This is a genomic window from Roseburia sp. 499 (genome assembly GCF_001940225.2).
In the GTDB taxonomy this organism is placed as follows: domain Bacteria; phylum Bacillota; class Clostridia; order Lachnospirales; family Lachnospiraceae; genus Petralouisia.
Map to the genome: position 1 here is coordinate 2,649,246 of NZ_CP135164.1, position 12,927 is coordinate 2,662,172.

Annotated in this window: 7 protein-coding genes and 2 pseudogenes; 1 reads left to right on the forward strand and 8 read right to left on the reverse strand. The window is 36.4% G+C overall.

Annotated elements, in window-relative coordinates:
• Nucleotides 1–176: 176 nt before the first annotated feature.
• The gene (locus BIV20_RS13050; RefSeq protein WP_075721230.1) at nucleotides 177–1,097 is read left to right on the forward strand and encodes a tyrosine-type recombinase/integrase; all 921 of its coding nucleotides are present in this window, start codon (nucleotides 177–179) and stop codon (nucleotides 1,095–1,097) included.
• Between the two features lie 366 nt (nucleotides 1,098–1,463).
• On the opposite strand, the gene BIV20_RS13055 is transcribed toward BIV20_RS13050, so the two are convergent.
• From BIV20_RS13055 to BIV20_RS13085, 8 genes and pseudogenes are all read right to left on the reverse strand, one after another.
• Nucleotides 1,464–2,123, reverse strand: coding sequence for an HNH endonuclease (locus tag BIV20_RS13055; RefSeq protein WP_075721229.1), 660 nt, complete (start codon nucleotides 2,121–2,123; stop codon nucleotides 1,464–1,466).
• Nucleotides 2,110–3,459 carry an AAA family ATPase gene (locus BIV20_RS13060; RefSeq protein WP_075721228.1) on the reverse strand — a complete coding sequence of 450 codons (1,350 nt, stop codon included), beginning with the start codon at nucleotides 3,457–3,459 and terminating at the stop codon, nucleotides 2,110–2,112. Before BIV20_RS13060 ends, BIV20_RS13055 begins: the two co-directional genes overlap by 14 nt.
• A 742-nt stretch (nucleotides 3,460–4,201) precedes the next feature.
• Nucleotides 4,202–4,483, reverse strand: a pseudogene (locus BIV20_RS16715) (transposase); the annotation flags it as partial.
• Nucleotides 4,477–5,631 (reverse strand): annotated as a pseudogene (locus tag BIV20_RS13065) (ATP-binding protein); the annotation flags it as partial. The pseudogenes BIV20_RS16715 and BIV20_RS13065, both read right to left, overlap by 7 nt.
• Before the next feature lie 138 nt (nucleotides 5,632–5,769).
• A complete protein-coding gene (locus BIV20_RS13070; RefSeq protein ID WP_075721226.1) occupies nucleotides 5,770–8,901 on the reverse strand; it encodes an N-acetylmuramoyl-L-alanine amidase in 3,132 nt (1,043 codons plus the stop codon).
• A 192-nt stretch (nucleotides 8,902–9,093) separates the two neighbouring features.
• Entirely contained in the window at nucleotides 9,094–10,683 is a 1,590-nt protein-coding gene (locus BIV20_RS13075; protein ID WP_075721225.1) for a transglutaminase domain-containing protein, read from the reverse strand.
• An 18-nt stretch (nucleotides 10,684–10,701) separates the two neighbouring features.
• Nucleotides 10,702–11,706 (reverse strand): NAD-dependent epimerase, encoded by a 1,005-nt coding sequence (locus tag BIV20_RS13080; protein WP_075721224.1) that lies wholly within the window; start codon nucleotides 11,704–11,706, stop codon nucleotides 10,702–10,704.
• A gap of 86 nt (nucleotides 11,707–11,792) precedes the next feature.
• The gene (locus BIV20_RS13085) at nucleotides 11,793–12,905 is read right to left on the reverse strand and encodes a hypothetical protein (protein WP_075721223.1); all 1,113 of its coding nucleotides are present in this window, start codon (nucleotides 12,903–12,905) and stop codon (nucleotides 11,793–11,795) included.
• Nucleotides 12,906–12,927: the final 22 nt, after the last annotated feature.

The window sequence follows — 12,927 nt, forward strand, 5'->3', positions numbered from 1 at the left end:
ATCATATTATTATCTACCCAAAATATTTAATAAAATGAGCGGAGTCCACCATATATCATTGTTTTGGTAAATAAATGGATTTGCAACATCACAATATTTTCTCCCTAATCATAAACATCAATGTATCATATGTGCGATAATACCTTTAACAATCATAAGACAAAGGAGATTTCATCATGAGTAACTTACAGCTACCAATAAACAACTATTTAGACTATTGTCAATACCAAAAAAGACTGGACAATAAAACACTCAAAGCATACCGTATTGATTTAAAACAATTTTATACTCAAATTCCATCTACTAACATTACAGAAATCACCTCTGATTTATTAGAAAACTACATTGCAAAGCTTCATCAGAGATATAAGCCCAAAACAGTAAAAAGAAAGATTGCCTCTCTAAAAGCATTCTTCCACTATCTTGAATATAAGGAACTGATTGACTCAAATCCTTTTCACAAAATACAAGTAAAATTTCGTGAACCTGTCATTTTACCCAAAACAATCCCACTTCACACAATTGAAATTTTTTTATCTACCATATACAGACAACGTACAAATGCTAAAACAGTTTTTCAACAAAGAAATGCTCTCAGGGATGCTGCAGTAATTGAACTACTCTTTTCCACAGGAATGAGAATTTCAGAACTCTGCTCCTTGAAAATGAACGATGTGAACTTATATGATAGAACTATTTTAATTTATGGAAAGGGCTCCAAAGAACGACGAATCCAAATTGGAAATGATGATGTTGCCAATATTTTAGAAGAATATCGAAAAAATTTTCAGACTGAAATCCAAAGTTGTCAACATTTCTTCGCAAACCAGGATGGCAGAGCATTATCAGACCAGTCCGTCCGCAGAATGATTAACAAATACACTTCCCTTGCTGCAATAGATTTACATATCACTCCACACATGTTCCGCCATACTTTTGCAACAAGTCTTTTAGAGGCAGATGTTGATATTCGTTACATTCAGGAAATGTTGGGGCATAGTTCAATCAACATTACGGAAATATATACCCATGTAGCTATGTCTAAACAAAGGGATATTCTTACAACGAAACATCCGAGGAAGGATTTTCATATATAATTTTCAGCCCCCTTTAAATAGATTTGTCTTTCGTTTAGAGAGGGCTGAATTTTCTTTATATTTATTGTTTGATGGATAATTCTGTATTATCCATCTAAAAGAGCAACAAACAAGCAAATGTTATTCATCTGTAAGGACTCATATTGAGAAATTGAATCTGAACAACAATTATTTTGCGGAAACAGTACAATATTTTTACGGAGGGATTCAAGTGGAAAAGACAAATTACTTCTCAAACACATTTCAGGAAGATACACTAAGCTACAAATGCATTAACGAGGAATATATAGACAAATCAGTTTTGAAGAGCACCAATCACCAAATTTATTTTTGCTTATAATACCATTTAGTAATCCATAAACTCTATTATAAGCAATACTCTTTCTTCGTTCCTTTAAAGGCCTCTACCAAAAGTTCTTTCACTTCCTGATCCTCTTTAAATACATTCATCCATGTTGAGAAAAAACCAGTCTCCCTTGCCAGCATTACTATTAAATTCAGATACGTTTCTCTTTCCGATAATCTGCTTACCTTCTCCCACCCTATCTTACTTTCGATTGCACAATTTCTTGCTTCGTTTCTTTTCATATAACGCCTGTCTTTATTTTTAGGAGAGGTTGGAACATTATCTAGCTTTATAAGTTGAAACAAATTATCTGCTCTTTCTCTAACATTTTCTCCCTGCCTTTTTAAGTATCCTTCACTTAACATCGGAATATCGGTATCATAGGAAAAAGCATGAAAAGTATCATCCTCATCTGGCCATAAATATTTTCCTTTTTCTCCGCGTCCCACAATTGTTCCCTTTCGTGTATTACAATATTTGCACGACAATAATAAATTTTCCCATTCTAATTCAGCTCCTCCTCTTTTTTTCGCTTCTATATGTTCTACTTCAGGTACATGCTTAATCGGAAATTCACAAAAAGAACAATATTCTCCTATTCGATTTTCTAAGTAAGCCTCCGCATCCTGATATTTCTTAAATTCTTTTTCTGGTGCTTCACCTTTATTAATTGGTCGCATCCTTTCCCTCTACCTCCACCTTTTTTTCTAAATACTTTTGCTTTAGAAGGGCACAATACGCCGGATTACTACTATATTCTGAAGCAAGCAAATCCATTCTATCCTTCAGTTCTTGTAATTCTTCTTTTGAAATCTTTTGCTTAAGAGCGTTCAAGTATTCCTCAGCCGCCTCATACATTTTCTGTTTCATCTCGCTATATCTAGGCACCGGAACATCCATAATTTCTTCTGCAATATCTTCAATACTCTGTCCTGAATACTCCTCCTCAATCTCTGTGTCTAAAGCTATAAGTTCGCCTGGCTCCAATGATTGAATAATAAAAGGGGAATGTGTCGCACAAATAAATTGGATTTTCGGAAATAGTTCTTTTAAAATTCTAACAATTCTTTTTTGCCACGTAGGATGTAAGCTTAAATCCAATTCATCAATTACTACTACTCCCGGTGTTCTTTTTAACGTTTCCTCACCTAAATAAGGATTTAAAATACACATTTTCGTAGCTATATCCGTTACAATTTTAATCACATTTCTATATCCATCACTAAGCGCAGAAAAATCAATAACTGTACCATCCGGATTCTTCACAGCAACTTCCCCATACCTTGATGAATATAGTACTTGCTGACCAGGTTGCAATTCATCCCGAACACTATACTTTACTGCATTCATAATAACTTCATATGCCGGCAATGGAATCCCATCATTTTCCTCAGTTGCAATATTTCCTAATAATTTAATATACTCAAAGGCAGACTGGCTACTTCTCTTTTTATCCAAAGATCTTTGATACGCATCTGTCCTACTAGGAATTTTTTCTATCTCCCCCGTTCTATTTTCATTCCATAACCGCGCAGAACTTAAATACAATACCAATGGATATATCTGTTGTTCATCCGAACCATCAGCCATTTTTATTGTCTTTTCCCATTCTAAAACCTTTTCTCTCATGGGATTCCTTCCGATGAATTTAGTTCTTCCCCCCTCTTTTTCCAAACCTCGCTTACATTTCATCTCTTCTTTATCCCATACTATTTTACCACTTACAATGCAAGGAAATTGTTTTACCGTTGCTGTCATGGCTATACTTTTAATCGGTTTAAGCGATTTTCTCAAAACATCATTATCAGAAATATTATGAACAAACCTACTCGGCACATACTCTTTATATGCTGCCAAATACGCCCCAAGTATTACAGTAACAGCTTCCAAAACTGAAGTCTTTCCAGATGCATTTTTCCCAATAAATACATTCATTTGTGGATTAAACTCAAATTTAGAATCATCAAATTTTCTGTAATTTAATAATTCTATATCCTTTAAGTAAAATTTCTCCATTCTGCGCCTCCATTTATTCATGCTGTTATTTTTTCTCATTCTTTCATTTATATTATAATAAAATAATTATTTCTTCAACCATTTCATTATAGCATAGCAGGATACTAATCCGCAATGTTCTTCTCCCCTTGAGTTTCCGTACTTTTATCCACCAAGCCCCGTTTTCACAGTCATCGTCATAAACAACTTTCAAAAAATGTCCAAAATATAAGGAATCCTATTCCTTTTTGATGTAAAATTAAGTCACCACAACAAAACTGTACTAAACAAAAAAAGAGGAGGATTCCCTCAATGTCATTAAGTTAGCATTGGTAATAGGCCGACTCTTTAGAAAAGAGGCTGGAGAATTTTTTCTTCGGTCTTTTTTCACATATTGGAGCCAACACAAATAGACAGATTTTCATCTGTCTCAAAAAACTATATTCACTTGCTCAAAACTATGCTACTCTATATTGGAAACCACGAAAAATCTTAACGGTTAATTTCGTTTCTGATGTCGTTCGGGACGTATAGGAACAAGATTCTTCGCAATAATGGTTTCTAAATCAGGTGATGTTGTTTTTTCACGATAGAATAATCTGCACATATGTGTTGCAACTGAGAAGTTGACCTTATATGTATATTTCCTTTGCTTTTTTTCAATGACTACGTGCGAGGTAATCATTTCTGCAAAGTTATATATTATCAGATGTGCATAGATTTCTTATTGGATACACATCACCTTTTTTGAATGTAAATTTAGCATTCCAATAGTGTATTTTAAATCTCTAAAAGATGTTTCAATTCCCCATCTTGAGGCATAAAGTTGTTTTAACTTTTCGGCTGAGTATTGTTCTTTATCAAGGTTCGTGAGAACGGTCTCATAGGTATCCTCTGATATTTGGAATCTTACAATTCTAAAAAGTAACTCATAAAATGAAGCTGGATTTTTATGATTACTTTTAGCTGATAAATAATCAAAGTTTGCGTTTGTAGGAAGAAATCTGTAATGATTTTTATCTTTTATGAGTTCCTTCCCTAAAATTCTAAACTATCTGCATTAAGAAGAAAATATTTCATCCCCATGATTACGAATCCTTCCTCATTTCTCCACGGCCTTATTGTTCCATTTACTATAACAATCTTCTTGAACGAATCCGGAATATTTCTTAATGAATTAAACTCTTGTGTTTGCTTTTCTTCTGAAGTCATATCATATGCCACTTGAATGTAATATCTTTGGCTACCTTGATTTACTACAAAATCGACCTCCAACTGCTTATGAACTCTTTTTCCTTCGTTGTTTTTTGCATACACATCTACAACGCCAACATCTACATTGTACCCCCGCACAAGTAATTCATTATATACGATGTTTTCCATGATATGGGTGGGCTCCTGCTGTCTGAAATTCAATCTTGCATTTCTCAGTCCTACATCCATGAAATAATACTTTAGGTTTGCGCCCACATATTTTCTGCCTTTAATATCATACCGGTTCGCTTTGGATATCAAAAATGCTTCTGCCAAATAATCAATATGATTCGATATGGTTTTGTTGCTGTAACTACTTCCCCTTTCACTGGCAAATGTGTTGGCAATTTTAGTGGGATTTGTTGGTGCACCTATGACAGATGCAAGAATATCTACTAAAATTCCAATCTCATCCACGTTTTGAATCTTGTTTCTTTCTACTACATCCTTGATATAAACATTCGCAAAAATATTTTTTAAGTATTCTGCTTTCTGACGTTCACTGGAAAATTGTGCAACCTGCGGAAGTCCACCATATATCATATATTCATTCCAAGCATCATCATAATCTCCGTCATAGGCAGAATAAAATTCCGCAAAAGATAACGGATATATTCTGACTTCATCTCCTCTACCTCTAAATTCCGTTACAATATCACTTGATAAAAATTTAGAGTTACTACCCGTTACATATACGTCAATATTACTTATGCGGAGTAGACTGTTAAGCACTTCTTCAAAGCGTGGCATAAACTGTACTTCATCCAAAAGCAGATAATATTTCTGTTCATCTTTCAACGCAGTTTTGATATGCTGATAACACTTTTGAGGATCTCTCAACTCCTCATTTTCAATACCATCCAACGCAATCTCAATGATGTGTTCACTATCTACTCCATTTTCCAATAAATACTTTTTAAACAACACAAATAGCAGAAATCCAATCATTACGCAATCAAACTGTATCATAACGAGAAACCGTGAAGCTGTAAACTACATATTTCAAAAAGAGTCTCCACTCTATAATTGATTTTCAAAACAACTATGAAGCGAGACTCTTCTTTATGTACTCTATAATTAGTATGTAAGTAACTTTGCTATATAATCCTTCTTAATACTATATCCATAATTCTTTGCTGTCGCCCAGCCCTTTCCATAAGGATTTTCATTAACTCCAAGCCACTCTACATAAGGTGCGGTTCCTCTTGTCACAAGCCCAAACCTTGGATCTACACATGCATTATTTAATGATGCTGTAGATGCATATGCCTTTAAATGCTGTACCTGAGCTCGAATTCCTTCCCGCACACTAGAAAATGTAGCATATGCCGTTTCATCACTATCTATCGCACCCATTCCTCCGAAATTATATGCTGTAATCGGTACTCTTCCTGTGAATCGAAGAAATCCGGTTTCCTTCATTGCCTGGCAAAAAGCAACTTCTGCCCGCACTCCTTCTGCATTACATTCCTCCATATAAATCTGACAGAACGCTTCTATCGTAGGTGCATCTGAAGACTGATAAAAAGATGGATATGCCTGGTTTGCATTATAATACCTCACCATCTGTTCTACTGTAGTATTACTTGTGCCCATGATTCCATATCTGGAATCTATGGAATAACCAATACATTTATCAGCAACAACTCCTTCATTGGTTACTGCCTGCACATATATCCAATAGGAACCTGTTTCCGGATACCAGGTAACCCAATTTGCTCCTGTCCATCCGGAAATATCATTCCATCCTCCGTTCTTCAAATCATATATGCTATATTTGAAATTCACACCAGATGCCTTTGTCTCATAAGCAACGCCAATATTGATACCTATCGGTTCTTCCACTACACAAATACCGGTAATATCCAGACTCTTCTTAGAATAATCTTTTCCTACTGCGAAGCAAACGGTATAATCCTTCACAATACCACTTGGAGTTCTTCCTTCTACATGCAACCAATAATTTCCCGGTTCCGGATACCAGTTTGTCCAATTTGCTCCACTCCAACTACTAACTTCCGCCCAATATCCTGCATCCAGATTATATGCCATCCAACGGAACTCTGCTCCTGCCTCAGTGCCCGTGTATGCTACTCCGATATCAATCTGATCCTTTTGCAAAACATAAGCAATTCCATCAATACTTAACGGCTCTGTAATATAATTCCTGTCGTTTCTGAAACATATTGTATAAGTTTCTATCTGATTAAGCGAATTTTTCACCTGAACCTGCAACCAATAGTTTCCGGTTTTCGCCTTCCATGTTGCCCAATTTCCACCATTCCAGTTCGCAATCTGTTCCCATTGCTGTGTATCCAGATTATATGCAAGCCATTGAAATTGCAAATTCTTGTCATTACTATCATATCCAACACCAATATCAACTCCTTTGTCCTGATATTGATAACAAATTCCAGATATCATTACTGCATATGGATCATAATTTTTATCCGAATGAAAACAGATTGTCTGACTCGCAGAATAACCTTCATCCGTTAATGCCTGAACTTGCAACCAGTAATTTCCCTTTTTCGGTTGCCATGTCGCCCAGTTTCCATTATACCAATCTGAAATTCCTTCCCATTGCTGAGTATCCAGATTATATGCCATCCACTTGAATCGAATATTACTTCCTCTCGTACTATAATCTACGCCAATATCGATTCCGTTATCTTTATATATGTAACAAATTCCCTTTAAATCTAAATTACTCTTACTTAATCCAAAATATTCTGCAATGGCAGTTGCATCTGCCACACCTAACTTTTTCAGTTTATCGTCGCTGTTTAAGAAATTATTTACATCATTGCTATTATTGATAAAAGCATGTTCCACAATAATAGCAGGAATTCCAGCTTCTTTGCTTCTTCGGATAACACCATAATAATCTGCCAAAGAACCATCCGGATATGTAGTACCATCTCCCGAATTTCTTATCGTAATTCCTCGCCGGTTTAAGCCCAATTCCACCAGCTTATTCTCAATTTTCTCTGCAAGTTGCCGTCCTTGTTCCCCCAAATCCGGTCTATAATTACTATTCGGATAATAAACCTGTGCACCATTAGCACTGGTCGAAGAACTAGACGTCGAGTTAATATGAATACTTACATAAACATTAGCCCCTACACTTTGCGCAAATGCCACTCGGTTTGCATTGCAGTTTGTACTAGTAGTTCCAGGATGTGGACAAGCTCCACTATCATCTCTTGTCATATACACGGTAACACCTTGGTACTGCTGTAACTCTTCTCTACAATACTGCGCAATCTTCAAATTCAATGTTTCCTCGCGAAGCCCATTTCCACCAGCTCCACCATGTGTATTATCATGTCCCGGGTCAAGAACAACAACTATATTGCCATTTGCGCCTTTCGTATCTTTCTTTAATTGTGTATCCGCATCTGACGCTGCTTCTGCCAATGCATCTTCAATGGAATCCTGTGATGTGGTATTTCCATTTTCATCGATAGTTACAATATCAAAATCAGCTGAACTATCTGTTTCCGCTTCCTCATCCACAATAACACCGTCTGGATTCGTCTCTACTTCCTTATTTACCCCATATCGAACATCGAATCCAGCTTCAGCCAAACTCTTTGTTACCTCTACACCATTACTAATATATGTAATACTTTCCAAACGATAAGTTCCGGTTTCCTCTTCCGACATGTACTGTTTGGTAAATAAAAGTGCTTCACTATCCTGACTGCTTACCGGAATCTGAAATACTGCTCCATCTTCCTCTCGTACTACATTCAGCACCGGACTCTGAATATCCATACCTTCCTGGCCAAGTCCGACCAAAATATTCTGTGTTCCATTTAATTCTATGTATGATTCTGTTACTACAACGTAACTGATTACAGCATCTTCTGTTAAAATATCTTCTGCGTCAGAACTCTCTTGTTCCACTTCCGGCTCCACAGTTGTCTCCTGTTGAATTTCCTCTGGCTCCGCAATTGACTCTTGCTGCGTCTCCTCTGATTCTGCCAGCAACTCTTGTTGCATTTCCCCTAACTCCGCAGTTGACTCTTGCTGCATTTCCTCTGATTCTACAGTCACTTCTTGCTGTGATTCCTCTGGTTCTACGCCTACTTCTTGCTGCATTTTCTCCGGTTCTGCTGCCATAACCGACTGTACCGGAATCGTCGTTGTAACAACCAACGCAGCCAACATTATTGATAGTAACTTCTTTGCTCTTCTCTTCATGCTTACTTACTTCCTTCTCTACCCTTCTCTCGCTTATTAGGTTCATATCATTATTAAAAAATTACTACATTAGTATACCATTCCTTTTTTTTACATTCAACCAACTTCCATAAATTTACAATTTTCTTACAAAAAAATAAGATTTCCAACGATTTTTAACCGTCAGAAACCTTATTGTCAAATGTTTTTTGTTTAATTTACCGGAAAACTTCCCAAATAATGTCCATCTGTCGTATCCATGCTATAATACCACACACCATCTGTGATAAGTCCGCGGGCTACCATTCCATTCCAGTGATAGAATACTACTCTTCCCCATGGATCATAAGAGAAACCACCTGTATTCAGGCTTCCATCCCAATTTGCAAATCCGAAGTCCATGCCGTTTGCAAACTGGAACCATCCGCTATTCTGCATCCTACCAGTTGCATCTAAGTAATATACCTTGTCATTGTAGAATGTAATCACATCCTTATAGATATATCCCTGAGAATCAAAGTAGCAAGTATATCCTACGCTTGGGCAATATTGGAATGCATTAAATACTTCGTGTCCATTACTATCTAAGTAGATAATATGTACTCCATCCGGATGATAAGTTAATCTATCTGTCATCGGAGTTCCATCTGCCTGCATAAAATAAGTGTAGGAACCATCAAATACAAACTGATTCACCACTAAGTTTCCATTTTGATCATAACATCTTACCTGCTCATCCTCTTCACGCTTAAATGTATTACCATTGTATTGTGCAATTGTACCAAGATAGTCAGAATAACATCCTGGTCTGTAGGCTGTCAGATAAGCTTCTACCTCATGATATCCTTCGTTTATTGCTGACTCAGACTTACAAAAATAATTATAATCCCAAGAATTTGGTGTATCTGAATCATCCCAAGTACAGTCAACTACATACCAACTGCCACTTAAATATACCTGATTCCACTCATGATCTTCACTTGTTACACAAATTGTCTGAACTCCTGAAGCATTACACAACAAAGCGTACAACTGAGCATATCCTGCACATACTGTGCTACCATTAAATACAGCTGTGGCACTACTTTGATGTGGAGTCCGATCGCCATAATCATATGCAACATTGGCACATACAATATCATGTGCAGCCTTCGCCTTCTTATATGCAGTAGGTTGTGTATTTATCGTACTTATCCATCCATTTACTTTATTTGCAAACTGTGATGTACAGTTTGCACGTGTTGCACCGGAAATATAATCATTATACACCACCAAGGCAACGTGTGTGATATTATCATATGAATCTTTTACCGTCAATGCTGTCGTTCCACGCAAAAAATAGAACTGTGGATTTGATATCGTGAATAAATTTGCCACCTTCATCACGTCTTCCTCGGACATTCCTGCACAATCCAAACGATTTGTACGAGCATATGTATTCCCTTGCACAACAGATGTTTTTAGATCCAGCTGTGTAGTCAAAATTGTCATACACTCACTATACATACTATCATATAATAATCTTTCCTGTGTTGACAACATATTATAGTAATATCTGGATTCATAATCAGACCATAATACACCATAATCTTTGGTCTCGACTGACTGTTGATCCTCTAAATCCTGTTCATCCTCTAAATCCTGCTCGGTAATTTCCTCTTCCACAAGTTCAAGCGGCATATATCCTGTCTTCTCTGCCAAATTTTCTACTGGCTCAGTTGCAAATACTTTCATTGGAAATACCTGAATAAACATAGACATTACCAACATGATTAAAAAACTGTTTCTAATTCTTTTTTTCATTCCCTTTATTCTCCTCTTTTATTTATAGTAGCTTTTGTACCATGCTACAAATTTTTCAAGCCCTTCTTCAATCGAAGTACTAGGCTTAAAATCAAAATCCTCTATCAGATCTGTTACATCCGCATAGGTCTGATATACATCTCCCGGCTGCATCGGATAAAATTCCTTTTTTGCTTCTTTTCCCAAACACTTTTCCAATGTTTCTACAAAATGCATTAATTTCTCCGGTTGATTGTTTCCAATATTATATATTTTGTATCTAACCCCATTCTCATTCTCTCTTGGTGGATTATTGAGCATATTTTCAATTCCCTTCACAATGTCATCCACATAGGTGAAGTCACGATACATATCACCATTGTTAAAAATCTTAATGGGTTCTCCTGCCATAATCTTCTGTGTAAAAGAGAAATATGCCATATCCGGTCTTCCATAAGGACCATACACGGTAAAGAAACGCAATCCCGTGGTTGGTATTCCATAAAGCTTGCTATAACAATGTGCCATAAGCTCATTTGACTTCTTGGTTGCAGCATAAAGACTTACCGGATTATCCACCTTATCTTCCGTAGAAAAAGGTACTTTCTTATTCGCACCATATACCGAACTGGATGAAGCATATACTAGATGTTTTACGGGATAATGGCGGCAACATTCCAGAATATTAAAAAATCCTATCATATTAGACTGCATATACGCGTCCGGATTCTCAATACTATAACGAACTCCCGCCTGTGCACCAAGATTTACTACTACATCCGGTCTTTCCTGCTCAAACAAAGCACATAAAGCTTCCTTATCTGCTAAATCACCTTTCACAAAATGAAACTTCTCAAACTCTTTTAAAATCTCAAGGCGATCGTACTTCAACTGAACGTCATAATATTCATTCAAATTATCGAAGCCGATAATACTGCATCCTTCTTCCAACAATTTTCTACTCAGATGAAATCCAATAAATCCAGCCCCACCGGTAATTAAAATCTTCTGCTCTGTATCTAACGGCTTATAATTTTCTAACATATCTTTTCTCCACTACACAAACATTATTGATACTATTTTACCAATTGTTGTATTAACTTTCAACATCTTTTTATTTTTGATTTTCTCTATGGTCCTAAATATGTAATATATGCATTCCATGTAGTCAATAGCTGTCCTTCAGACACTCTTACAGTTACACATTCACCGGTATAATCAAAATAATAACTGTCTGCCACATCGCTCAAAAAGGAAGCATCAGTCCATAATTCGTAATATGCATTTCCACTGTAATAAGAACCGGCTGACATTATCTGATATACCCCCGGCTGTAAATGCACTCCTATTTTGGCATTCAACCACCGCTGCGTCGTATCCACCTGTTGTGACGCTAAATCAGCCGTTGCAATCCCATCATTAATATATAATATTTGACCTTCTGATACTGTGAAAATCAGATTCTGTCCCCCTCTATCTTCTCTTATCTTCTTTCCATTCTCCGCGAAAATTGCAAACTCTACACCTTCACCATTGTTGAAAAGAAAATACTCGCCCACCGGAATATTCACACCCACAATATATGTATTGGGTCCATATAGCGGATTCGGATTTCCCGTTGGAAACTTTCCCAGATAATGACCATCATTAATATCAAAACTATAATAGTCATTACCATCCGTAATTAATCCACGCGCCACCATTCCATTCCAATGATAATATACTATTCTCCCCCATGTATCCCAACTAAATCCATTACTCTCTAATACTCCATTCCAATTTGCAAAACCGTAATCTCTACCATTCGCAAATTGGAACCAACCTGACTGCTCCATTGCACCATTCGCATTCAAATAATACACTTTATCATCAACAAATGTAATCTGATCCTTATAGATATATCCCTGACAATCAAAATAACAAGTATATTCTACCTCAGAACAATACTGAAAATATGAAAATACTTCATGTCCATACTCATCAAAATAAATAATGTGTTCCCCATCCGGATGATAAGTCAATCTATCCTTCATTGGCGTTCCATCTGCCTGTGCATAATAGGTATAAGTTCCATCAAACACAAAATCATTGATAACCTTCTGTCCATCTGAATACAAATACTGCTTACCATCTTCCTCCACTAGTTGTCCTGTTGTATGCGCTTCTGCTGACAACTTTGTGGCAAAACACAAGGCAAGAACCACCCCGAAGAACGTAATTGTCTGCATTACTTGTTTTTTCATAATTCCCTCTCCTTATTCATAC

Excerpts from the sequence above, each read along its gene's own strand:
- BIV20_RS13055 (WP_075721229.1), bottom strand. The coding sequence starts at position 2,123 with ATGCGACCAATTAATAAAGGTGAAGCACCAGAAAAAGAATTTAAGAAA.
- BIV20_RS13070 (WP_075721226.1), bottom strand. The coding sequence starts at position 8,901 with ATGAAGAGAAGAGCAAAGAAGTTACTATCAATAATGTTGGCTGCGTTG.
- BIV20_RS13080 (WP_075721224.1), bottom strand. The coding sequence starts at position 11,706 with ATGTTAGAAAATTATAAGCCGTTAGATACAGAGCAGAAGATTTTAATT.
- BIV20_RS13075 (WP_075721225.1), bottom strand. The coding sequence starts at position 10,683 with ATGAAAAAAAGAATTAGAAACAGTTTTTTAATCATGTTGGTAATGTCT.
- BIV20_RS13050 (WP_075721230.1), top strand. The coding sequence starts at position 177 with ATGAGTAACTTACAGCTACCAATAAACAACTATTTAGACTATTGTCAA.
- BIV20_RS13085 (WP_075721223.1), bottom strand. The coding sequence starts at position 12,905 with ATGAAAAAACAAGTAATGCAGACAATTACGTTCTTCGGGGTGGTTCTT.
- BIV20_RS13060 (WP_075721228.1), bottom strand. The coding sequence starts at position 3,459 with ATGGAGAAATTTTACTTAAAGGATATAGAATTATTAAATTACAGAAAA.